This window comes from Paenibacillus massiliensis 2301065 = DSM 16942 (genome assembly GCF_000377505.1).
In the GTDB taxonomy this organism is placed as follows: domain Bacteria; phylum Bacillota; class Bacilli; order Paenibacillales; family Paenibacillaceae; genus Paenibacillus; species Paenibacillus massiliensis.
The window spans coordinates 264,274-288,611 of record NZ_KB898189.1 but is presented as its reverse complement, the minus strand read 5'-3'; the positions used below and the strand labels follow the sequence as shown (position 1 = coordinate 288,611).

21 protein-coding genes and 1 pseudogene are annotated in these 24,338 nt (G+C 48.5%); 16 read left to right on the top strand and 6 right to left on the bottom strand.

What is annotated here, in order from left to right; all coding sequences use genetic code 11:
* The first annotated feature begins 6 nt into the window (after positions 1–6).
* The 8 genes and pseudogenes from D328_RS0112150 to D328_RS0112115 all read left to right on the top strand — a co-directional run bounded on the left by D328_RS0112150 (position 7) and on the right by D328_RS0112115 (position 8,092).
* Positions 7–444 (top strand): immunity 26/phosphotriesterase HocA family protein, encoded by a 438-nt coding sequence (locus D328_RS0112150; RefSeq protein ID WP_018885289.1) that lies wholly within the window; start codon positions 7–9, stop codon positions 442–444.
* Between the two features lie 402 nt (positions 445–846).
* A complete protein-coding gene (locus D328_RS0112145) occupies positions 847–1,164 on the top strand; it encodes a PTS sugar transporter subunit IIB (protein ID WP_018885288.1) in 318 nt (105 codons plus the stop codon).
* Positions 1,157–1,489, top strand: a complete 333-nt coding sequence (locus D328_RS0112140; RefSeq protein ID WP_018885287.1) for a PTS lactose/cellobiose transporter subunit IIA — start codon at positions 1,157–1,159, stop codon at positions 1,487–1,489. The genes D328_RS0112145 and D328_RS0112140 overlap by 8 nt, the downstream gene beginning before the upstream one ends.
* A gap of 281 nt (positions 1,490–1,770) precedes the next feature.
* Positions 1,771–3,090: a PTS cellobiose transporter subunit IIC gene (celB, locus tag D328_RS0112135; RefSeq protein ID WP_018885286.1), complete on the top strand. Its 1,320-nt coding sequence runs from the start codon at positions 1,771–1,773 to the stop codon at positions 3,088–3,090.
* 63 nt (positions 3,091–3,153) lie between these two features.
* Positions 3,154–4,578 (top strand): glycoside hydrolase family 1 protein, encoded by a 1,425-nt coding sequence (locus D328_RS0112130; protein ID WP_018885285.1) that lies wholly within the window; start codon positions 3,154–3,156, stop codon positions 4,576–4,578.
* A 264-nt stretch (positions 4,579–4,842) separates the two neighbouring features.
* Entirely contained in the window at positions 4,843–5,553 is a 711-nt protein-coding gene (locus D328_RS0112125; RefSeq protein ID WP_018885284.1) for a GntR family transcriptional regulator, read from the top strand.
* Between the two features lie 282 nt (positions 5,554–5,835).
* A pseudogene (locus tag D328_RS29000) lies at positions 5,836–6,450 on the top strand (TetR/AcrR family transcriptional regulator); the annotation flags it as partial.
* Between the two features lie 343 nt (positions 6,451–6,793).
* Positions 6,794–8,092, top strand: coding sequence for an MFS transporter (locus tag D328_RS0112115; protein WP_231505452.1), 1,299 nt, complete (start codon positions 6,794–6,796; stop codon positions 8,090–8,092).
* A gap of 78 nt (positions 8,093–8,170) precedes the next feature.
* Here D328_RS0112115 and D328_RS28995 read toward each other — a convergent pair whose 3' ends face one another.
* The 3 genes from D328_RS28995 to D328_RS0112100 are packed head-to-tail and all read right to left on the bottom strand — an operon-like array spanning position 8,171 to position 8,996.
* Positions 8,171–8,446: a hypothetical protein gene (locus D328_RS28995; RefSeq protein ID WP_018885281.1), complete on the bottom strand. Its 276-nt coding sequence runs from the start codon at positions 8,444–8,446 to the stop codon at positions 8,171–8,173.
* Between the two features lie 44 nt (positions 8,447–8,490).
* The gene (locus D328_RS31530) at positions 8,491–8,619 is read right to left on the bottom strand and encodes a hypothetical protein (RefSeq protein ID WP_018885280.1); all 129 of its coding nucleotides are present in this window, start codon (positions 8,617–8,619) and stop codon (positions 8,491–8,493) included.
* Positions 8,620–8,651: 32 nt separating this feature from the next.
* The gene (locus tag D328_RS0112100) at positions 8,652–8,996 is read right to left on the bottom strand and encodes an RNA polymerase sigma factor (RefSeq protein WP_018885279.1); all 345 of its coding nucleotides are present in this window, start codon (positions 8,994–8,996) and stop codon (positions 8,652–8,654) included.
* Between the two features lie 203 nt (positions 8,997–9,199).
* On the opposite strand from D328_RS0112100, the gene D328_RS28985 reads away from it, so the two are divergent.
* Positions 9,200–9,838 (top strand): hypothetical protein, encoded by a 639-nt coding sequence (locus tag D328_RS28985; protein ID WP_018885278.1) that lies wholly within the window; start codon positions 9,200–9,202, stop codon positions 9,836–9,838.
* 166 nt (positions 9,839–10,004) lie between these two features.
* A complete protein-coding gene (locus D328_RS0112090) occupies positions 10,005–10,394 on the top strand; it encodes a DUF7674 family protein (protein WP_018885277.1) in 390 nt (129 codons plus the stop codon).
* Between the two features lie 13 nt (positions 10,395–10,407).
* Here the strand turns inward: D328_RS0112090 and D328_RS0112085 are convergent, their stop codons facing one another.
* Positions 10,408–10,800 (bottom strand): PilZ domain-containing protein, encoded by a 393-nt coding sequence (locus D328_RS0112085; RefSeq protein WP_018885276.1) that lies wholly within the window; start codon positions 10,798–10,800, stop codon positions 10,408–10,410.
* A 355-nt stretch (positions 10,801–11,155) separates the two neighbouring features.
* On the opposite strand from D328_RS0112085, the gene D328_RS0112080 reads away from it, so the two are divergent.
* Positions 11,156–11,617, top strand: coding sequence for a DinB family protein (locus tag D328_RS0112080; protein WP_018885275.1), 462 nt, complete (start codon positions 11,156–11,158; stop codon positions 11,615–11,617).
* 236 nt (positions 11,618–11,853) lie between these two features.
* Here the strand turns inward: D328_RS0112080 and D328_RS0112075 are convergent, their stop codons facing one another.
* Positions 11,854–12,732 carry a helix-turn-helix transcriptional regulator gene (locus D328_RS0112075; protein WP_018885274.1) on the bottom strand — a complete coding sequence of 293 codons (879 nt, stop codon included), beginning with the start codon at positions 12,730–12,732 and terminating at the stop codon, positions 11,854–11,856.
* Between the two features lie 285 nt (positions 12,733–13,017).
* On the opposite strand from D328_RS0112075, the gene D328_RS0112070 reads away from it, so the two are divergent.
* The 3 genes from D328_RS0112070 (at position 13,018) to D328_RS0112060 (ending at position 20,713) form a co-directional block, all read left to right on the top strand.
* Positions 13,018–14,961: a glycoside hydrolase family 127 protein gene (locus D328_RS0112070; RefSeq protein ID WP_018885273.1), complete on the top strand. Its 1,944-nt coding sequence runs from the start codon at positions 13,018–13,020 to the stop codon at positions 14,959–14,961.
* 54 nt (positions 14,962–15,015) lie between these two features.
* On the top strand, positions 15,016–16,392 hold the full coding sequence (locus tag D328_RS0112065) for an MFS transporter (RefSeq protein ID WP_018885272.1): 1,377 nt from the start codon (positions 15,016–15,018) through the stop codon (positions 16,390–16,392).
* Positions 16,393–16,687: 295 nt separating this feature from the next.
* The gene (locus D328_RS0112060) at positions 16,688–20,713 is read left to right on the top strand and encodes a DUF5695 domain-containing protein (RefSeq protein WP_018885271.1); all 4,026 of its coding nucleotides are present in this window, start codon (positions 16,688–16,690) and stop codon (positions 20,711–20,713) included.
* Between the two features lie 365 nt (positions 20,714–21,078).
* On the opposite strand, the gene D328_RS0112055 is transcribed toward D328_RS0112060, so the two are convergent.
* Positions 21,079–22,122 carry a 2,3-butanediol dehydrogenase gene (locus tag D328_RS0112055; RefSeq protein WP_018885270.1) on the bottom strand — a complete coding sequence of 348 codons (1,044 nt, stop codon included), beginning with the start codon at positions 22,120–22,122 and terminating at the stop codon, positions 21,079–21,081.
* Positions 22,123–22,275: 153 nt separating this feature from the next.
* Here D328_RS0112055 and D328_RS0112050 point away from each other — a divergent pair, with 153 nt between their 5' ends.
* Both D328_RS0112050 and D328_RS0112045 read left to right on the top strand, forming a co-directional pair.
* Positions 22,276–23,196 carry a LysR family transcriptional regulator gene (locus D328_RS0112050; RefSeq protein ID WP_407667790.1) on the top strand — a complete coding sequence of 307 codons (921 nt, stop codon included), beginning with the start codon at positions 22,276–22,278 and terminating at the stop codon, positions 23,194–23,196.
* A 29-nt stretch (positions 23,197–23,225) separates the two neighbouring features.
* Entirely contained in the window at positions 23,226–23,879 is a 654-nt protein-coding gene (locus D328_RS0112045) for a M48 family metallopeptidase (protein WP_026281148.1), read from the top strand.
* Positions 23,880–24,338: the final 459 nt, after the last annotated feature.

Here is a 24,338-nt window from a genome sequence, read left to right as displayed (position 1 = left end):
AGATTGATGAAGAAGCATGAAGCAGGTGATATTTTCGTAATCCCCATGCATGATGGTAGATATGCATTTTGTCAGGTCATTTGCGCCTTGCGGGGGAGGTTCAAGAAGGTCTTTTCTTTTGGCGTTATGGGCCTTGCTGCAGATAAAGAAATGCCGAACGACATAAGCGAATGGAATGATTCTTTGCTGACCTTCGTTAACAGTAGAGGGAGCACGCGGGTTATTTTCGCAGCGACGGATAATCTTCGCAGTGGGGATTGGGAGATCGTGGGTCATATCCCGCTAACTACGGAGAAGGAAGCTTTGCAGGAATTTCAGAGCGCAGGTCATCTCTATCATGGAGATGAAAGGATTCGTAACCTGACACCTGCTGAGTATAAGCTTTACAATACTATGGGCGTGGCCGGAAATGAGCTTGTACAGCAGTATCTTGCACAGCATTAGCGAGACTTATATGAATCTAGAAGCTATTAGCAATATAGCCGGGATTGTAGCTCCTGAGCTACCAATCTGAGACGTATTTGGTTCTAGGCTACCGAATGATCTATGGACGTATTCCTGCCACAATTGTCGAATGGTCTGATGGTACCGTTGCTATAGGAAGACCTTTATAATTTTTTTTACATAACCCTTGTACGTCCAGCCCTGGATCTACAAGGGTTTTTGACGTTCATGTTGCATGCAAATGCAGAGGGTGGACATGATGACATGAATTATTCGTAATTTCGACAAAAGTATAGACATATGATTTTAATGTATAGACAAATGAAATTGATGGGTTTATAATTGCCCTGTAAACGGTTTCTGCTAATTCACATTTTAAGCTTGAAAGGATGGAGAACAGTTATGAAAAGAATTCTACTTGCGTGCAGCTCTGGTATGTCTACAAGTATGCTGGTGACCAAAATGCAGGAGCATGCCAAGTCCATCGGAGATGAAGCCGAAATTTGGGCCGTAGGTCAGGATCAGGCGCCTGAAGAAATGGCTAAGGCTGATGCGGTACTGATTGGTCCACAAATGAGCTTCCTGAAGGGGCAATTGGAGAAAGAGGCTGCGGCGTACGGCATTCATGTAGAAGTTATAGATATGATGGCCTATGGCATGGTTGACGGTAAGAAGGCTTACGAGCAAGCGATGAAGTTGGTGGAAAAGAAAAATGGATAAGGTCGATATCGCGGAATTAACAGAAGAACAGATTAGCTTTCAGCTTATTTTTCATAGTGGCAGTGCCCGGAGTAAGATCATTCAGGCCCTGACGGAGTATCGTAACAACAACGCAGAGGGAGCAGATGAACTGCTGAAGGAAGCGAAGCAGGATTTGCGCTCTGCACACGACATTCATTTTCAGATGGTCAAGAAAGAGGCCGAAGGTACACCGACTGCCTTGAATCTGCTGCTGATGCATGCCGAGGATCATTTGATGTCCACAGTTACGATGAAGGATCTTGTTCACGAGCTGCTGGAGCTATTCAAATCCAGAAATATCTAAGCGAATCTTTGAAACGGTTTACATTCATATGTGAACTGGTTTTTTAATGAAATGCTGGCTGAGGATTCATATTCGATGATGACATACATTGGGGTAAGAAAAAGCGCCTCCTTGAGCTGGGACTGCAGGGCAGACCCAATCACTGGCGAGTGAATTTAGGAGAACGCTTATTACCGAGTATAGTCAATTCAGGCGGCAGAATCAAATCTTGCTATAAGCAAAGCATGTGAAGACGATGTTTACATGTAAGGGAAAATTATATTCTGTGGGAGGAATAGGCGTTGTTTGAGAAATTAAGCCAGATTTTGATACCCATTGCTGGTAAATTGAACAATAACCGTTATCTTTCAGTATTACGGGATGCGTTCATGCTGTCATTTCCATTGACTGTATTTGGATCGATTATCGTCGTTCTTATCAATCTTCCATTCTTGAGTGATTGGATGGGGGCAGACAACCTGGCGAGAACCCAGGAGCTGCTGAATATTGCGCCTAATGCCACCTTGAATATTATGACGGTCTTCGTCGTGGTCGGTATTGGTTATTATCTATCGCGAAGCTATAAGGTCGAACCTATATTCGGCGGGATGATTGCACTTGCCTGCTTCCTGATGCTCACACCGTTCCTGCTGACTCAGGGCGACGGCACGACGATTGCAGACGTGATTCCGAAGGAGCGCCTTGGTGCCAAGGGGATGTTCCTCGGGATGATCGTGGCCTTCATTGCGGGTGAAATCTACCGTAAAGTCACACAGCGTAACATCGTAATCAAGATGCCTCCGGGCGTGCCACCGGCAGTTGCTAAGTCGTTCGCAGCTTTGCTGCCTGCATGTATTACACTGGGCATCTTCCTGATTATTAATATTATTGTAAATGTAACGTTCCATAACAATCTGCATGATCTGATCTACAAAGCCGTTCAGGCTCCGCTAGTGCATCTGGGTAGCGGTATTATTCCTACCTTGATTGCTATATTCCTGATTCAGATTCTGTGGTTCTTCGGATTGCATGGTCAGATTATTGTGAACTCCGTGATGGACCCGATCTGGAATACACTGGCACTGGAGAACTACGAAGCTTACTCCACAGGTGCAGAGCTGCCGCATATTATCACCAAGCAATTCGTTGATATTTATACCGTAGGGATTGGCGGTACAGGGATGACCCTGACCGTAGTACTCACGATTCTCTTCTTCCTGAAGAGCAAGCAGCTGAAGCAAGTCAGTAAGCTGGCACTGGGTCCTGGTCTCTTCAATGTTAACGAACCGGTGATCTTCGGTCTGCCAATTGTAATGAACCCACTGATCATCGTGCCATGGGTGCTGGCTCCAATGCTCGTGACCTTGATTACCTATTTCGCGATGTATACAGGCATTGTGCCACCACCGAACGGTATACAGGTTCCTTGGACGATGCCATTGTTCTTCAGCGGTATGATGGGAACAGGCTCGCTAAGAGGTGGATTATTGCAAATATTTAATATGGCGGTCGTATTCGTCATCTGGTTCCCATTCCTGAAATTCATTGACCGGATGAATGTACGTAAGGAACAGGAAGAAGAAGCTAGTGCTCCATCCAAAGAACAAACACTGAGCATGTAATATACAAGCAATAGTACAGAAAGTAGACAGCATGTGCAGCGTACAAGAGAAAGGAGAAGGACCGTGAATCATACTGAAGTAAAAGAGAGTGTACAGAAAGAAATTCAATATCCGTTTCCGGCTGATTTTTGGTGGGGCTCCTCTGCCTCGGCGACACAAACGGAAGGTACTGTGGAGGGCGACGGAAAAGGACCGAATATATGGGATTACTGGTTCGAGCAAGAGCCAAATCGATTCTATGATGGTGTAGGACCTTCCAAGACGTCCGGGTTCTATACCAAGTATAAGGAAGACATCGCGCTGATGAAGGAACTGAAGCATAATTCGTTTCGGTTCTCGATCTCCTGGTCTCGACTGATTCCAGGAGGGACAGGTGCTGTGAATGAAAAGGCAGTTGAATTCTATAATGCCGTTATTAACGAATTAACAGAAGCTGGCATTGAGCCGTTCGTGAACCTGTATCATTTTGACTTGCCGATGGCTCTGCAGGAGAAGGGCGGCTGGGTGAACCGGGAGACTGTGGATGCTTATGTAAAGTATGCGAACATCTGCTTCGAGCTCTTCGGTGATCGTATCAGTAAATGGTTCACCCACAATGAGCCCATCGTACCTGTGGAGGGCGGTTATCTGTATGACTTCCACTACCCGAACGAGCTGGATTTCGGCAAAGCGGTGCAGGTTGGGTACCATACCCTCTTGTCCAGTGCGAGCGTAATCAAGTCTTACCGGGAACAAGGCTATGATGGCAAGATCGGTATCATCTTGAACCTGACGCCGACCTATCCACGCAGCCAGCACCCGGCAGATGTTCGCGCCGCAGCCGTCTGTGATGCATACTTCAACCGTTCTTTCCTGGACCCATCTGTGACAGGAGAATTCAATCCGCTTCTGGTGGAACTGCTTACCAAGGACGGATATCTGCCTGCCATGCAGGACGGGGACAAGGACATCATTCGTCAGGGTACCATTGATTTGCTGGGAATTAACTATTATCAACCGCGCAGGGTCAAGGCCAGAGAAAGCCAGCCTCATCCTGATGCACCTTTTGTACCTGAACATTATTTCGATTATTATGTAATGCCAGGTCGCAAGATGAATGAGATGCGGGGCTGGGAGATCTATGAGAAGGGTATCTATGATATCCTGACCAATGTGCGTGAGAATTACGGGAACATCGAATGTTTCATTTCCGAGAATGGAATGGGCGTGCAAGGGGAAGAGAAGTTCAGAAATGAACAGGGCATGATCTGTGATAGCTACCGTATCGACTTCATACGCGAGCATTTGAAATGGGTTCAACGTGCGATTACAGAAGGCTCTAACGTGAAGGGCTACCATCTGTGGACTTTCATGGATAACTGGTCTTGGTCCAATGCCTATAAGAATCGTTATGGCTTTGTATCCGTGGATCTCGAGAAGGATGGACAAAGGTCCATCAAACAAAGTGGATACTGGTTCAAGCAAGTCATTGAGCATGATGGATTTTAAGATGGTCCTTAGGACCATCTTTTTTTCAAAATCCCCCGTACCTGAGGATCCACTGGCCAGACACGCCAATAGCGTAATAATGACAAAAGACAATAATCAGCTCTCATGATGAGTATGCCAGGTAAAGACGAATATGCGAAGTACACGGTCTACTGGTGAGAATGTGTGTAGTTATGTATACTTACTAAATACTAATTTCTAAAAAGCTTTTTATCGTATACAGACTAATCTGGCACAACAATATCTAATACAGGTGATAAAAAGATGAATAAATATGAGCGAATTGCCCGAGAGGTCAAAGAGCGGATCAGTAATAAAACCTATAGCAGTGATGAACCGATTCCTGATGAGATCTCGCTGGCTGCTGAGTTCCAAGTGAGCCGGATGACGATGAAAAAGGCATTGGATACGCTAGTTAGCGAGGGGCTGCTGATACGCAAGAGAGGACACGGCACCTTTATCGTTAAGGCAGCCTATAATTCACCTGTTAACGTAGTTGTGAATGAAATGCTCGGATTGACCAATCTGCTGCAAGGGAAGGAGATCACCAACAAAATCATCGCCTTTGATGTTCAATTTCCCACAGAGGAAGTAGCCAATCGTCTATTTATTGATCCTAAATCTCCTGTATACCATGTGATTCGTCTGCGCATTGTGGAAGGTGAGCCTTACGTTATGGAAATTACGTATATGCCAACCAACCTGATCAGCGGCCTTACCGATCAAGTGCTGCATGGTTCGATTTACAAGCATATCAAGGAGGAGCTGGGCTTGAACATCGTGGGGTCACACCGTACGATACGAGCATCGAAATCCACAAAGCTGGATCAGGAGAACTTGATCTGTGCATCAGATGACCCGATATTGGAGATAGAGCAGGTGGGTTTTTTGGATAACGGCATTCCTTTTGAATATTCGTTCTCACGGCACCGGTATGATAAGTTTGTATTCACTACCGTGAATCGGATGCGTTAATTCATTTTTAGAGAGTCTATTTCAACGAATCTGAGTTGAGGTAGGCTCTTTTATTTGTTAGCTTGTATTGGCGACAGCTCAGGGAATAAATGTAATTCGGGATCTTGACTTCGTGCGTCAAACAGCGTATATATGTATTATAGACTGACGGTCGGTCAAAAGTTAACGGTGTGAACCACTTGCAGAACATACCCCATGACGCAGAGCATCAGCAGGAGCCGGGGTTCTATCCTCAATCGGCCATCAGGTTACAGTTAATCCAAGCTTGGGAGGCGTATTGAGATGAGAGTGGTGAAAGAGCATGAAGAGCGTAGAAATGAGATATTGGATGCGGCAGAGGTGTTGTTCCTGACAAAGGGATACGACAAGACAACCATTAACGATATTTTACGGGCAATCGGGATTGCCAAGGGCACCTTCTATTACTATTTTACCTCCAAGGAAGCGGTTCTGGATGCGATGGTGAAACGGGTGGTGGATGCTGGTGTTGAGACGGCACGCAGTATCGCTAACGATTCTGCCATCACGGTGCATAAGAAATTCCTGCTCATTATGCTTGCGCAGAAGCCGAATACGGCAGTAAAGCAGCAGCTTATTGAGGAGCTACACGAGGCTAGTAATGCCCAGATGCATCAGAAGAGTCTGAGCTTAACCGTACAGCATCTTACGCCAGTGCTACAGGATGTAGTAGAGCAAGGGATACGGGAAGGACTCTTCCGCACCCCTTATCCTCGTCAGTCTATAGAGCTACTGCTGGTGGCTGCTGTGACCCTTTTCGATGAAGGGCTCTTCCGCTGGACACCTGAGGAGCAGGCTGAGCGGGTGCAAGGTCTGATCTATGCCATGGAGACCTTGCTCGGCGCTGAGCAGGGAAGCTTCGCATATATTGTTCAATTGTTCGATCAGCCTGAATTAGCGAAGGCTCAGTCTCCCACGGAGGAGTCGGATGCTATCAATGATAAGAAGGCTATGGAGGACAGAGACAAGGATGTTATTAAACAGACGATAGATAATAGCATGGTCGATAACAAGAAGTCCTCTGGTAAGAAGAGCAATGAGAGCAAGAAGGATAAGAAGCGAAAGTTGAAGAACGGCGATAAGGATAACGACAAGGGGAATAAAAAGAATAGCAAGAAGAGTAGTGATGGTAAGAAAGGGGACTCCGGTAAGAAACGTTCTGGTAAAAAGCAGTCTGGGAGCACGGAGGCTCAAGGTGTAGGAGAACAGAAGGCAGATGAGCATGCTTAAGAAATCTTTTACTACCTTCCTGATACTATGGCTAGGGGAGCTGACCTCCAGTATAGGGAGTGGACTGACAGCCTTCGGACTGGGTGTCTACGTCTTCCAGATGACTCATTCTGCAACCGCGGTCTCCCTGGTAACGCTATGTGCATTTCTACCGATCATCCTGCTCGCTCCAGTAGGAGGTGTGCTGGCGGATCGGTTTGATCGCAGACTCATGATGCTGATTGGTGACGGTGGTTCTGTCTTGGGGCTGCTGTATATTTTGCTAATGATGATGACAGGACAGATGGAGGTATGGCACATTTGTGTCGGTGTAACCCTTAGCTCCATCTTCGCATCCTTGACGGATCCAGCCTACCGGGCGACCATTACCGATCTGCTCAGCAAGGAGCAGTATGCACAGGCTAGTGGAATGGTACAGTTGGCGGGAGCTTCGAAATACCTTATTTCACCTGTACTGGCCGGCTTATTTATTGGATTCATCGGTATTGAAGGAATATTGCTGCTGGATATGTCCACCTTTCTAGTAACCTTGCTTACGATTATAGTCGTGCGGAGCCGTGTGGCAGCCAGTTGCAGCAAGGAATCCAAGACAAGAGAACACAGTAATCTCTGGGCCGAGCTTCATGAAGGGTGGCATATAGTCATGAAGGCCAAAGGAGTGCGCTATCTGATGCTTATTCTGACCTTGGTAACGTTCTTTATCGGGTTTCTAGAGACGCTGTTCACTCCGCTGGTATTACCACTATCGGATGCGCGCACGCTGGGAATCGTTGAATCCATCAGTGCTACAGGCTTACTGCTCGGAAGCCTATTCATCGGAGTGTTCAGTATTCGTAAGCAGTACAGCAAAGTCATGGCCATAGGCCTGTTTATGTCCGGTATCTTCTTTGCCCTACTAGGAATGACGACGAATGTAGTGCTAATTACGACTATGGGATTTTTGTTTTTTGCTGCACTGGCCTTCGTGAATACGAGTGCTGATGTTCTCATACGCACCCATATCCCGAACGAGACTCAGGGGAGAGCCTGGGGAATGATTGGCTTGGTATCTCAGCTCGGATATATAGCAGCTTATGCTAGTGCTGGTATATTATCAGATGGAGTCTTTAATCCACTGCTCACGGAGCATGGTGTGCTGGCTTCTACAGTTGGGGCAGTCATTGGTACAGGTCCTGGCCGAGGAATCGGATTCTTGTTCTTGCTGGCTGGTGTGATGGTTATGTTCACGGCGGTCATGCTGATACGAGTACGATCCATTCGAGAGCTTGAGTTGTCCCCAGCATTGCAATAGAACAAGTTCGAGTGTATAGCGTAAGTACAATTAAAGAGGATCCTGGCCCACACGGTGCATGATCCTCTTGATCTACGTTTAGAGATGTTTTTTGGATACCATTCGTGGGTGGTTACTTTCCGTACTGGATAAGTGTGGGTCCTTGATGTCTTTCGTAGCTTGGCTGGATAATTGGTGAAGTGTCTTGTCAACCAACATGATTGACTTGTTGAGCTGCAGCAGTCTTTTGTCGAGATCGTCCAAGCGTTGGTTAAAGTTGCCCAGGACGCTGCGTAGCAAAATAATGGCGATCAGGCTGGGAAAGCCGACAGTGCCAATAAGAGTGCTGATCTGCTCTGCCGATAGGCTGTCCATAGGATGTGCTCCTCCTTCCATGCTGATCAATGAATGGTGGTGCTTCAGACGTCGGTCTGCAAGAATTCAAGGAATTCTACGATAATCTCAGACGTAGCATCCTCTCGTGGTAGATGTATATAACGGGATAAGCGCTGAATATCAGGCTGAAAGAGCTCGATAACAGCTAGCATCGCCTCCGAGTCATGCTGTCTTGCCGCCTGGATCAGTTGTTCGAAGTGAGCTTCTGAGATAATTGCTTCAGCATTTTTCTCTTCCATTGATTCACCGCCTGTTGGCTAATTTTGAGCTGACGGGCTGCCTCAGCTTCGGTCAATCCCTCCCAATACAGCTTGTGCAGCACCCGTTGTCCAGTGTCGGGCAAAGTATCTAGCAATTGCTCGAAGGTTAGAGCCTGATCAGACGCTACTGTGAAATCTTCCTTTATGGGTTCGTGCTCCAAAAGAGGGAGCTCTCTGTTTCTGATCTTCTTGGCTTTGTATTGAATCCTCCAACCAATCCGGTATATCTCTGCACGATACCGCTCATAGGCTGTCTGTCCGGTAATCATGCTATTCGCTCCTTTCTATATATACTTTAATTGCTTTGAGATGTATCTACTTATATAGGTATTTTTAGGTTGTATTTTACAACTAAAAAGGAACATTTGTTCTCTTTTTTGCGAAAAAAATTAATGCCAGATATGTGCTATATAGATTGGACCTGTTAAACTAGTCTTAGAAGTAAAGGATAAAATGAAAGGACAGAAGTGAGATGAAGCTGAAGTATTTGATTGTTGCCTTATTCATGGGGGGGTATTTGTGGTATTGCTCGATCTATCCCGATCATAAGGCTCCAGCTGCCATCGTCTTGTTCCTGGCGCTTGTCGTTGTGCTCCTGCTGCCTAGTATGTACAACATCTTATGGGAGACGAATATCAGGCGGCTGGAACGCTATTTATTGGCTAATCGAAGCAAGCCCGAGGTCTATCTCTATTACGCGGTTGGGAATGAGTTGAATGAAGAAGTGGAGCAATGCATCCACAAGCTGTTGGCCCAGCATAAGAGTACAAGCAAGCAGGCATTGTTCAAGACGTTGCTGGCGTTTCACAGAAAGAATCTGCTAGAGGTACAGGAAGAGATCGAACACATTCGTCCTCAGGCGTATAGCGATTATTATCGGGCGGCTCTTCAGATTGAACTGGGACATACGGAGGCTGCGCTGCAGATCATTGACGGGATACCCAAGGTGTGGATGCGAAACGCATTATTGTACGATATTAAGCGGAGGGCCGGGGAGATCGAAGAGGCACAAGCTCTGGCGGAGCAGTGCCTAAGCCAAGTGAGAGGATTACAGAAGTATATCCTGTTCAGAACCTTCCAGCGCTATCTACCGAACTTGCAGAGTGAGTGATCCGTTGCTGGATGCATTCTTCAACATGAGCCATGATCCTTAAGGAAGCAGAAATGGCTTAGTTCGTATAGTTCGCCTCCAGGTTGATTTGCAAGCAAGCTGCTGTGGAAGCCAGAAGTGATGAGAGGTTCTTAATCATATTACAGATAGGTTGATGGAGATGAAGATGGACATTCAAGAGGTCATGGCGTTGCTGATTCAGGCATGTCCCTCGTATCAGAACCGGGCAGAGCGCTACCTGAACGATAACTATGAAGCAGGGGAACAACGGCTGTATTATCTTGAGGTGGCAGATTTTGCAGAGCATCTATTCCCTAGGCTACTGGACCAACCAACGAATGAGGTGAAGGATGTATTCTCTGTCGTAGAGCAGATGTTCTTAGAAGGGAATGAAGAGGTGCGGACCTTGCTCACGACAGGCTTTTTCGAAAGTCTACAAAACCGGATCTTAGCGTGCGAGGGGCTCCAGCTATCGGGCTTTGAGCACCATCTGGGACGATTGTCACTTGGCGTCTGGAGAGGCCTGATCCATTATTGGGAAGGACGGAATATATAATTCAGTATTGATATCACAATGCTTTAACCGGAGTGCCGCCAGCCCACTGCTCTAACTCTTTGCGTAGGAGTGCTCGTTCATCCTCGTTCAACTCCAAACGAAGTCCATATTGATACTGATCCACGCCGAATATCCATCCCCATCGAACGCGCCCGGTGAAGGAGAGCTCTCGTTGATTTAACTGGTATTGGACCATGACATCGGAGGCACCTGCGGAGGGACGAAGCTTCAGCGAGGTGCGTATTTTGCAGCCTGCAAGACTAAGATCTACTAGTATGCCTTCTGCGGACAGGGTTGAGTGTGGTCTTGTGCTATTCTGTGGAAGCGTGATTAGACAAGGTAAAGGCTGATTCATGACATAACGGTAGGGTTCTTTTCTAACATGAGCTTGAGTGCTATCTTCCATTCAATGGCCTCCTATCTGGTGTATAAATGAATGTATAATGTACAGTGATCGATAATTATATATATTAAAAGTATAAAATACATAATTATATAAAATTAACCATTTAATATCATGAGTATATATACCCATTTGATATTATATAAGAGGTCCCGGATCGTGTCGATGCATTTACTTCATAACAAGGGAACTTCTGATAATATGACCAGCGCAAGCGGAGAGTGACTATAATTCCGATCGCAAAAGGTGTATTTGAAAGAGTAGCCCCGAGATAGGATAATAGATTTATGTGAATTTGGCTTTGCGATATGCAGGAAACAGCCAATTAACGCTTTATGAATTCATAGGAGGCGATATGATGTCGGATCAATTTGCATTTCAACTAATGAATAGAACTCGTCAGGGCTTGTTAAAACACCTGGAATCCCTACCAGCGGACAAGCGAGGGGTGGTCCCGGCAGGCTTCAATAATAATGTACATTGGCAACTTGGTCATGTCATTACCGTGACAGATGGGCTTATTCATCGCTTCTCTGGAAGAGCCATTACACTGCCAGAGCACTTCGCTAGATTTTTCGGTCCGGGAACTAAGCCAGCTGATTGGACAGAAGAGCCACCAGCGTGGGATGACTTAATTCAATTGCTCAAGGATCAGCCTGCCCGGCTTCGTGAGACGTTTGAGCCTGTGCTGGAGGAGTCGGTTGCCCAGAAGGATAATTTTGCGAGTGCTGTGACTGTAGGAGATCTGTTCCACCTGTGCAATACGCATGAGAGCTCGCACACTGGAATGGTGAACGCGATGGTGCGGATCTTGAAATAGATGGTGTCTACATAACGGGACCAAACGTGGCCGACAAGACGAAGTGCTTGTCGGCTATTTCTGTATGTACAGGTATCCGGGGTAACGCTGCTGCTAAGAGATGGAATCCAAAGAGTAAGGAATACAAATATGTTGCTTAAGAATGTAACACTAGTGAACTACATCCGGTTGATAGATCTATTAAAGCTGGTGACACGGTTTATAAAATACTAGATTAAATAGTGCCGTAGCTGAGCTCACGTTCGTTCTGGTCGCCAGTATTGCTGACGATAGTGCTTCGGGGACATGCCGAATTTATCCTTGAAGCATCTGGAGAAATAGCTGGCTTGTGTAAATCCGACCTCCTCCGTGATTTGCTGGATCGACCAATCCGTCTGTAGCAGCAGATTACGTGCCTGCTCCAGCCGATACCCCATGAGATACTCAAGTGGCGTACACTGGAAGGTCAGCTTCATACAGCGAGCCAGATAGTTCTGATGTAGGTGAAAGTGAGCCTCCAGATCATAATTCGTGATTGGCTTCTGATAGTGCTGCTTCAGATACATTTCGATCTTCTCGGCAAGCCGTGCAGAGCTACTGGTATGGTTCTGATCATATTCCAGAGTGCGGAAAATGTTCACAAAGGTCTGTTGTGTCTCCCACAGGGCCAGCTTCCTTGGCTGCAATGTTGAAGCTAATAGGTAGTCCAGCTTGATAAAGAGCTCCTGCGCATTGTGCACTTGCTGGAATTTCGGCAGATGAATGGTCGTATGCTCCGAATGAAAATGCAGCTCTGGCATAGGAGAGCTCGGTGCGATCAGATGAGGAGAAGGTTGGGCCAGCCACGTACTATTGGTCTGAAAATGGAACCAGTAGAAGGAGGTCCGTGTCGTACATGCCTCCATCGGAAAGTGATGCTTATCCGGCTCCAGAATAAGTGCATCATGTTCACCCAGCAGCCATGAGCGACCTTCCTCTCCAAGGTGCAGCCTCCCTTCTTTGACGATAATGACGTCAAAATATCCCAGATTATACCGATTCGGATGTCGATCCCCTTCCTGGTATGTTGTGAGATTCCCCTCGATAAAATAGGGCAACGGAGGCACAAGGAAGGAGAGAAAGCCCGTGTCGCTCATATATGCTTCAGCTCCTTTCTCTAATATGCGGAATCCTGTATGCGAAATCACACTGTCTTCCGAAGAACATATGGATAGCCGTATATATGAATTGAACTAACCGTCTAGACCTGGACAAGCCCTTGCATTCAGTCCGTGTAAGAAGTGTGGAATTGTATATGTTTTAGTTGAGGCTGGCGATGTTGTTTTGAGCGTAGGGTTGCTACACTTGAACCATGCTCATTACTTTAGCGTGAATTACCTAAAAATGAAAGCGTTATATTTTTGAAAAAGGATGTGGAAATCATGCAAGTCGCCAAGCCAGTCAAACAAGTCACGGTAGAGGATGCCTTCTGGAAGAAATATAAGCAGGTCGTAGCGGAGGAGGTGATCCCGTATCAGTGGAAAGCCTTGAATGATGAACTACCAGACACCGAACCAAGTCATGCGATCGAGAACTTCAGAATAGCTGCTGGGGAGTCTACTGGAGAGTATTACGGGACAGTCTTTCAGGATAGCGATCTCGCTAAATGGCTGGAGACGGTGGCCTTCAGCTTGCGCGATCATCCGAACCCGGAGCTGGAGCGGCAGGCCGACGAGATCATAGAGCTGCTCGGCAGGGCACAGGCTGAGGACGGATATCTGAATACGTACTATATGCTGAAGGAACCGGACAATCGCTGGACGAATCTGCGGGATAATCATGAGCTTTATTGTGCAGGGCACTTTCTGGAGGCAGCGGTCGCCTACTATGAGACAACAGGCAAGACGAAGCTGTTGCACATTATGGAGAAGTACGTAAGCCTCATTCAGCAGACCTTCGGTACAGGTGATGGACAGCTCAGGGGCTATCCGGGACACGAGGAGATTGAGCTTGCCTTGATCAAGCTATATAACGTGACAGGTAAGTCGTCTTACCTTGAGCTGGCACAATATTTCATTGAGCAGCGGGGGCAGGACCCGGTCTATTTCGTGGAGGAGCTGCAACGGAGGAAGGGGATTCAGACAGCGTCGACCTGGAATGATGATAACCGCATCAATTTCGGCCTTGGCTTCGAGTATCAGCAAGCTCATCGTCCCGTTCGCGAGCAGAAGGAGGCTGTAGGCCATGCAGTCAGAGCGATGTATCTGTACACGGCGATGGCAGATTTGGCAGCAGTAACTAAGGACGCTTCTCTGCTGCAGGCGTGTGACGCTCTTTGGGAGGATGTGACGAATCACAAAATGTACATCACGGGCGGGGTAGGATCAGCCGTCAACGGTGAAGCCTTCACCTCCAAATACGATTTACCCAATGACAGCATGTACTGTGAGACCTGTGCTTCTGTGGGATTGGTCTTCTGGGCTAACCGAATGCTGCGTATGGCTCCTGATCGTAAGTATGTGGATGTGCTGGAGCGTGCACTATATAACGGGACAATCAGCGGTATGGATCTGGACGGCAAGCGCTTTTTCTACGTGAATCCGTTAGAGGTGAATCCGTATCAAGCCTCGCGGGCAGATCAGGAGCATGTGAAGCCAGAGCGGCAGAAATGGTTCTTCTGTGCTTGCTGCCCGCCGAATCTGGCACGCATGATCGCTTCTGTCGAGGACCATGTGTACACCCAGACGGAGGATACATTGTACACACACTTGTATATAGCTGGCAGGGCGAATCTGACTCTCTCCGGGCAGGAGGTTGAAATCGTACAAACGCATCACTATCCATGGGACGCAAATATTCAGCTTACGGTGCGTACGGCTAACCCAACTGAATTTACTTGGGCACTACGGATACCGGGCTGGTGTAGGCAGGCGGAAGTGCAGGTGAACGGTGAGAAGATCCCTGTACAGGCACTGGACAAAGGCTACCTTCTCATTCAGCGTACCTGGAGCGATGGTGATGAGGTTACCCTGCATCTGGCGATGCCCGCTGAGCGTATGCGCAGTCATTCTCTTGTCTCCATGAATCAGCAGCAGGTAGCGCTACAGCGTGGTCCAGTCGTGTATTGCCTGGAGGAAGTGGATAACGGGGAAAATCTCGGTTCTCTCCGCTTGCCGCAGGATAGTCCGATTCACGAGAGGTTCGAAGAAGAACTGCTCGGCGGGATCGTGAAGCTGAGTGCAGAGGGATACCGACTGACAGGACCCTCGGACCTATACAGTGCGGAGCCGCTTGCGAAGGTCCCACAGCGGATCACGGCTATTCCTTATTACGCTTGGTGTAATCGAACTCCGGGTGAAATGCGTGTATGGATCTATGAAGGCTAATTAAGCCTGCCGTGATTATGGATGATTGACTGATGAGAAAGGGAGCTATGAACTATGAGCACTAAAATTGTGGGCCCATCGCCAGCAACCGAGATTCCTACCGGAAAGGTGCCATTTCATCGCAAAATCAGCTACTCGCTAACAGATACGGCTGGCAACTTGCTATATTGCGTCATTTCGAGCTACCTGTTGTACTTTTATACGGATGTGTTTGGCTTATCCATCGGCATTGCGGGTACGCTGCTGTTCATTACCCGCTTGCTGGATGCGATTGATGCTCCAATCTGGGGAATTCTGATTGACCGGACGACATCGAAATATGGCCAGAGCAGGCCGTATTTTCTCTGGCTGTCTATTCCATTTGCGGTGTTCATGGTGCTCACCTTTACGACACCAGACTGGAGCGATTCAGCCAAAATAGCCTATGCTGCAGCCACCTATATCATAGCGGGTATTTTGTACACAGGGATCAGTACTCCGATTACCTCGATTCTGCCGAATCTGAGCACGGATTCCAATGAACGCGTTGTGCTGAACTCCTACCGAATGGTGGGTGGAAATATAGGCTTCTTCGTTGCTACGACCTTTACTTTGCCACTGGTCGGCTTTCTCGGTCAGGGGAATGATCAGAGGGGCTTCACACTTACGCTGTCGTTGTTCGGTGTGCTGGCTGTCCTGATGTTCATTACGGCGTTTGCTTATCTGCGTGAGCATACGATAGTCAAGCGACAGTCCATACCAATTGCCAAGAGCTTTGCGGCCATCAAGCGCAATTGGCCCTGGATGCTCGTTGTCACCGCCAATCTCTGCTATTGGATCGGACTCAATATTCGTTCAGCGACGCTGATCTATTATTTGCAATACAACCTGAACAGCAAGGATCTGGTGCCCTTAATCAATGCTTTGACCTCGCTGCAGCTCATCTCCATGGTGCTGATTCCGCTATTTGCCCGTCGTATGGGCAAGTACATGATTATGGTGATCGGATTGGTGCTGGCCTCGTTGGGGCAGGTCGTGATTCTTGTTGGGGATACGAGCCTGACGATGATTATTGTAGGCTGGATTATCGGTGCACTTGGATCAGGCTTTGCTTGCTCCATGCCATTCGCTATGCTGTCAGATACGGTAGATTATGGCGAGTGGAAGAATGGCATTCGGGCCAGTGGCTTCCTGACTTCGATCGGCAGTGCATTTTGTATAAAGGCAGGTAGTGGCATCGGTGGATTGCTGCCCGCATGGGTGATGGCGCAGACTGGATATATTGCGGGAAGCGTGCAGACACCTACAGCATTGTCAGGCATTCAGTTCAGCTTTATTTGGCTGCCGTTCGTGATCTTCTTGCTTGGGACTTTGCCGATGCTCTGGTATAAGAGGTTCGAGCGTAATGAGTGTGTGATTCAGCAGGAGCTATTAAGCAGAAGGGAAGCTTAGTATTTAGTATTGAGAAGCATTGGCTGTACACAACGAGTCTTATAAGCTGCGCAAGCTCTCCGCTGGCCGGACAGAGCTTGCGTTTTTTAGTTCAACTTGCGACATGTAATCTCCATGAAAGGTTGGAATTCTACAAATATCGGTTGATCCTGTTTATTTCAGCGGGACGATATGCTTTGTACAATGATTTTGTAACGCTTACATTTCCAGGAAAAGGAGGTTGCGGCGACATGATGAGACTTCAGGAGATTGGCAAGCAAACCAGGAACTCCGGTTCCAGAAGGGGGCCGTGTCGATGAAGATCAAAGCATTTCTGGCGACTCTGTTGCTGCTCACTACAGCTTCAATATGGTGGCAGCAGACGGCTGCGGCACATGAGCTGTCGACGGGCGAGCTAACGATTCAGACGGGGCAACACGGGGAAATCTCATCCCTGCGCATTAATGGGGACACCTTTCCCACAGAGTATGTGATGAATGCTGTCGTGACTCCGGAGCAGAACACAGCGGATCATCAATGGCTGGGTGAGCTGATGTTCACGTACAGACTGGATGGGGGAAGCTGGACCAAGGCCTGGACGAATCAGTCAGCCGATGCCCGTACGATCACGAAGAGTGGCAACAAGGTCACTGTTACGTACGAGAACTCAAGTCGGCCTGAAGGCATCCGCAACTTCAAAGTCATCGAGACCTATACGGCAGAATCAGATGGTTCGGTGCTATGGAACATAGAGGTGAAGAATACGAGTGGTAAAGTGCTTGAGATCGGAGATTTCGGTCTGCCACTCCCATTCAATGAGCAGTGGACGTATGGGGATGCGATCTATGAGACAAGAGTAGTGACGCATTCCTTTGTAGGCAACAATAGCTCTTATATCACGGCAGGACGTCCTAGCGGCGTGGGTCCGTTCCTGCTGCTGATTCCTGATGCTTCCACAGGTGCGGGCTTCGAATATCAGGACCGCTGGCGGGATGAAGAGCATCCGGGCAGCAAATGGGCATGGAATCCGGCTAACGAGGGCAAATGGATTGAGGGGCTGAATGTGTTCTATATTCACTCCAACGTCATCAAGTCCACGAACCGTGGCTATCTGCCGAATACAAGCCTGATACTGCAGCCCGGCGCGAGCCGGAATTACGGCTTCAAGTTCATAGCGGTAGACGATGAGCAGGATATGAAGAACACGCTCTATGAGGAGAGTCTGCTGGATGTAACGGTCGTACCAGGGATGATTGTACCTACGAATCAGAAGGCCAAGGTGGATCTGCGCACGCAGCAGTCCATTCAGCAGGTAACGGATGCGCAGGGGAATGTCGTTCCGCTGCTGGAGACCAAGCCGGGCGGACATCACATCTATGAGCTGCATTTTGCGCAGCTGGGTCCGAATAATATTACCGTCCAGTATGGGAACGGACAGCGCAGTGTATTGCAGTTCTACGGGATTGAGCCGATTGATCAGGCCCTGCAGCGGCATTCGACCTTCATGGTCGACAAGACACAATGGAATGTGCCTGGAGACCTGCGTGACAAGGTATTCGACGACTGGATGATGCATACCAAGTCCAAGCGCAACGTCTTCAATGGCTATTGGGGCTGGGGCGATGACTGGGGGCTGACCCACGGACAGTTTCTGGCGGAGAAAAATGTACTGGCTCCCGTAGCGCGGGAAATCCAGGCCGTTGACGACTATCTGGAGACAGCCATCTGGACGAATCTGATGAATGGGCATCATGAGGACTACCTGATTCATGATTTCCTGATGCCAGAGCCGAATACGACACCGACATACCGGGGATACGCATATCCTCATGTCTACAATACGTACTTCAGCATGTACAAGATTGCCAAGGAATACCCGGAGATGATCGATTATGAGCATCCACCGGAGACTTACCTGCTTAGAGCCTATAATATCTTCAAAGCTCTGTATGAAGGGCCTGTCGCCTACAATTGGAACACAGGCCTGATGGGCGAGCTGACGACCCCGGACATAATCCAGGCGCTGCGTAATGAGGGGCTGGATGACGAGGCGGACGATATCGTAGAGAAGATGGACCGCAAGTTCAACAATTTCAAGAATACCAAATATCCTTACGGCTCCGAATACAGCTATGACAACACCGGCGAAGAAGCTGTGTATACGCTGGCCAAGATGAAGAAGGCTGCAGGGGAAGAAGAGAGCAAGGCACTCGATATGATGGGTAAAATCAATGCCAAGACCCGAGCGTCACGTGGTCATATGCCTATATGGTACTACTATGCTGATCCCGTTACGATCACCGGAGAGAACTGGTTCAACTTCCAGTACACAACCGCGCTAGCGGGGTACGCAATGGACGACTGGATTCGGTATCATGAGAACGAGGATCGTGAGGTTCAGCAGCGTATGTCCTATGCTGCCAAGATTGCGAATGTAGGTGCCATCAATTCAGGACAGATCAGTGCAGATCCTGAGAATATCGGTGCCGTAGCTTGGACATATCAGGCTGAAAAGGGCAACTATGGTACGAACGGTACCGGTGGTGGCCGCAATGTACCGCTGTTCAATGGCTGGCGCGGTATGAGCGGCGAGGCAGACCTGGGTCTGTTCGGAGCGCTTCATACGTTAAGCGCGGACGTTGCCGTAGACCCGATCTTTGGCCTTACAGGTTACGGGGCAGAGGTGAGCAAGAATGATAATATCTATACCATCGAGCCTTTGGATGGACTGTACAAACGAATCAATCTGATTACCGAAAAGCTGTACATGGAGCTATCCAAGGATCAATTTACAGAAGCGAAGCTCTCGACAGCGAAGGATTACGTGTGGTTTGAACTGAAGAATCAGACACCAGGTCAGGCGCATACGACTTACGTCACCTTTGAAGGCCTGCAGAAGGGAACCTATCTGATCGAGGTAAATGGGGAAGTGCGCGGTAAGTTTAACGCCTATGCCCCCGTTAACAGACTTGCTCTGGAGATCGGATCGGCTACGAGCTATACGGTCGAGCTGACCCCGACTACACCTGATCCGAATCAGCCACCTGTTGTTGATGCCGGTGAGGATGCTACGGTGAAGCAGCCTGATCCAGTGGCGCTGAAAGGAACCGTGACTGACGATGGACTGCCGGAAGGAGAAGTGACGACTGAATGGAGTCTGGCGGAAGGGCCGCAGGATGCTACGGTTACCTTCAACAGATCAAGCTCGCTCCGCACGAAGGTGACGGTATCTGAGCCGGGAACCTATCGCTTCAAGCTGACAGCCAGTGATTCACTGCTGACGGCGGAGGACACGGTTACCGTCATCGTAGAGGCAGCGGCTCCGCTGCCAGAGCAGCTGGCGTTGTATAAGTTCAATGAGAGCGGCGGGGCTGCTGTCGTAGATTCCTCTGGCAGTGGGAATGATGCTGCCATTCGCGGAGCGGTGGCACGGACACAGGGGATCGCAGGCAGGGCCGTCAGCCTGAATGGTACGGATAGTTATGTACAGCTTCCGGCTGGTATGGTGAGTCGCGCCGAGCAATTGACCGTCTCCAGTTGGGTCAAGGCGAATACTCTCAGCGATTATATGCGAGTATTTGACTTCGGGTCGGGTACGAATGAATATATGTTCCTGACACCTAAAGCAGGTAATCGAATGCTCTTCGCTATCACCGTTCAGGGGAATGGGCCGGGACAAGAGCAGACGATCAGCGGCCCTGCGCTGCCTACGGGAGTATGGAAGCATGTGGCAGTCACGCTGCAAGGCTCGACAGGTATTCTCTATGTGGACGGACAGGAGGTAGGTCGCAACACCAATATGACATTGACGCCACAGCGTCTAGGTCAGACGAAGAATAATTACATCGGGAAGTCACAGTATCCTGATCCTTATTTCAACGGGCTAGTGGATGATTTCCGCGTATACAGCCGTGCACTGAATGCTACAGAGATTCAGGCGCTGGCTGATGCGACTACGCTGCAGCAGGCCATCACGAATACGATGGTTTTGCAGGAAGTGCAGGTAACGACGCAGGTAGGAATCAAGCCAGAGCTGCCAAGTGTCATCGAAGCAACTTATGGTGACGGCTCGACGACATGGCTGAATGTCGTGTGGGGAGAAATGGATGCTGCACAGTATGCGGCACCGGGTACATTTGAGGTCACGGGTGAAGTGGAGGGAACCGAAATGCTGGCTAAGGCGGTCATTACGGTCGTCGAGGCGAATTCAGTGGCACCTGAAGCAGAACAGGATGCGCAGGATATGGGGCCACAGGATGCGACACTACAGGGTACGAGTTTGCTGGACGCGGGTTGGCAGAAGCCTGATCACAGTAAAATCTCAGGGACTCATGCCTTCTAAAGCGCCCCTTTGAACACAACATTTTAGGACACAGCAGAAGCCCTCCTAACCACGTGAAGTGGTTGAGAGGGCTTCTGTGTACTGATAGAATCACTATATTCAGTGAGTTAACAGAGCTACTCTTAAAGCGTAGACTTGTAAATGAGTAGCTAGAGCTCTCACGAATCTGGCTCCATGTTGAATCATCTGGTGGGCATAGCTCTAAGCGGAGAGCGGGGAAGCCCTAGAGAAACAAAGTGTCCGCCTTTAAGCTTGCTGTTCATCGGTTGCTATCTTCGTTCCAAAGAACAGCAAGCTTAACCGTGGTCGACAGGGCTCCCCGCTTGCAGCGCTCTACGCTCACATTTGATTTGGTACTGGTACGGTTATGAACCGATCTGTACAAGAATCTTGGCATGCCGCTTGTCCTTCATCAGCAGCTCAAGCCCTTCCTCTACGATGTCATCGAGCTTGATTTTCTTGGTGATGATCGGTTTGACATTCAATGCACCGCTTGCGATCAATGAGAGCACCTCAGGGAAGATGTGGCGGTAGGCCAGCGTGGACGTCACATTCGCTTCCTTCACCAGCAACTCGAAGAAGTTCAGCTGCAGCGGTTCAGGAATGGCTGCCACGACGACGACCTCGCCGCCTTTCTTAACGACAGATACTGCACTATTGAGCGTAGGCTGTACACCCGCTGCCTCAAAGGCTACATCAATGCCTCCGGAACGACTGGTAATGACCTCTGTAGCATTCACATTCGCGCTGTTCACAGGAATGGCTCCCAATTGAGCCGCTAGGTCAAGACGCTCCTGGAATACATCCACGGCATAGATCTCCGCTGCACCTGCCGCCTTCGCAGCCAGAACCGTCAGTAGACCGATCGGGCCTGCACCATACACAGCCACCTTTTGTCCTACCTTCAGCTTGCTGTGACGTACAGCGTGGAATGCTACAGCTGTCGGTTCTACCAGTGCTGCTTCCTCATAGGATACCTGCTCAGGCAGACGATGCACCATGTAATCCTCGACAACCACGAATTTGGCAAAACCGCCATCTCCATTCAGCCCGACGAAGCCAAACTGACTGCACTGATTGTATTTTCCCTGAATACAGTATTCGCATTGTCCACAGTGGTATAACGGCTCCACCACGACGCGATCCCCTATGCTGATCCCACTTACACCTTCACCTAATGCGCTGACCGTGCCTGAAAATTCATGTCCCAGCGTCAACGGAGCCTTCTGCTTGGACAGCGGATGCTCACTACCCTCCTGAATGCCAACACCGTGGTGATAGGCGTGCAGGTCACTTCCGCAAATGCCTGCGAATTCTACTTGAATCTGGACCTGCCGAGGGCCGGCTTCAGGAATATTGCGTTCCTCTACTCTTACATCATGCTTGCCATACCATACAGCTGCTTTCATATGAACAATCTCTCCTTTTTCGTCGAAAATATGAAGAAATATGAATAAATGATGAACTAATATCATTATAGCCCTTTACTTATATCATTTATAATTATGCTTATTAATGTTAGTATTAATTAAATTAATGGAAAATACTCATGAATGGGGGGGATGAAGGTGAACCTGGAGCAGTTGAAGTACGTTGTGGAGGTTGCTAAAGCGCAATCGTTGTCTGCCGCCTCAGCCCATCTTCATGTGACGCAGTCTGCCATCAGTCAGTCCATTCAACGGCTGGAGCAGGAGCTACACATGACGTTGTTCGAGCGCTCACGAAGCGGCACTGTGCCTACCCCGGCGGGCAAGGCTTTCATCGCGAAGGCACTGGACATCCTGCAGCAGATGGATGAATTGAGATTGATGTATACAGACCCGGATCTGATGACTGGGGAGCTCAGCGTTGCTGCTTTTCCAAGTGTCATGCCACATCTGGTCCGCACCGTTGCACAGATGAAGCAGGAGCATCCCTTGCTCAGTATATCCATTGAAGAAAAGGGTTCCATGGAGATCATTCGGGACATTCGTAGTAACAGGACCCATCTCGGATTTATCGTGATCTATGACAAAGATCTGAGAAGCCTCGGGGGATTACATTTTCGTCCGCTGCATGCGACCCGTCTAGTGGTGTGTGTCCATCATCAATCGGAGCTGGCGAAGCTTAAGCGTATTAGTCCAGCGCAGCTGAAAGCTTATCCGCTTGCCTTGTATCGGGACGGCTTCATCGAGGATTTCGTGGAGGAGTTCACATACCAGCACGGACCTTTATCGATCTTATTTAACACGAACAATGCGGAAGCCATCACCACGGTGCTGAGTGGCAATATTGCAGCCACCATCGGTCATGATTTCTCGTTCTACCACCATCCATTGTGGAAGTTAGGCCAATTGAAGCTGATTGAGCTAAATGTCACGGAACAGCCGAAGATGCAGATTGGCTTTGTGCAATCGGAATCAAGGGAGCTTGCTGTGGCCGCTGAGCGCTTCATGCAGCAATGCATTCACGCGATGGAGACAGAGCAGATTCAGGCTCGATGAATGATAAATACAGTCCAGAGGAGAAGCCTATGAATGTTGAAATTGATGGTCATGTCATTCATTGTCATGTCCAATACACCAAGGGCAGCAAGCTCACCGTTACCCTTGACCTTCCGTATATGCTTACGATTAAAGCCCCGCGCCATACAAGTCATGAGATGCTGGAGCAGTGGGTACGGGAGCGTGGTGATGCCATTGTACGTCAGTCCAAGCTGCTTGCTCAGCGACTGGAGGGGCCGCAGGCCAGAGAGTACGAAGCGGATGCGAGATTCATGTATCTGGGCCGGGAGCAGGCTCTGCACGAGCTTATAGGTGTAGAGGGACTGAACGAGGAGCAACGGAGGGCTGAGCTCAAGCGGTTCTATTTTGCGGCTTGCAAAAAAGTCATCCAGGAGCGTATTGTGGCATATCAGCAGAAGCTCAAGGTCAAGCCCAAATCCATTGATATCGTAGAATCACAGACCAAGTGGGGGAGCTGCAGCTGGGATAAGAAATTAACCTTTAATTATCGGCTTATTATGGCACCGCCAGAGGTGATTGATTATGTCATTGTGCATGAGCTGTGTCATATTCTGCATATGAATCATGATCGTTCCTTCTGGAGAAAGGTGGGCAGTATTATGCCAGATTATGAAAGTAAGGAAGCCTATCTCCGTATTCATGGTCGTGAGATGTCACTGTAGTAGCTCATATCTGTTGTGATTTTCGCCAAAATGAGAGCTTTGTCGCGGACAGACGGCTCATCTACCATGCTATACTGTATACAGTATGCCTGAACAACGCTGCTTGAATAAGAAGTCTGAACAAGTAACCCTGAACATGTATGAACCAGTATGTATGAACCAGTATGTATGAACCAGTATGTATGAACCAGTATGTATGAACCAGTATGTATGAACCAGTATGTATGAACCAGTATGTATGAATCAGTATGTATGAATCAGTATGTCTGAACTATGCATGGCGCCTCAAAGCGGAGCTTTTTTCTACATAGATTATGTTCTTCGTATCCAAGGGATAATGTGTTCACCGACTGCAATGACTGTAATGACTGCAACGACTGAGTATGCTTGCCTTGGACTCTATTCAGCTATTTTGTGTCCTACCCATAATCTATCGTCATACTGAAGTCGATGTTCTCT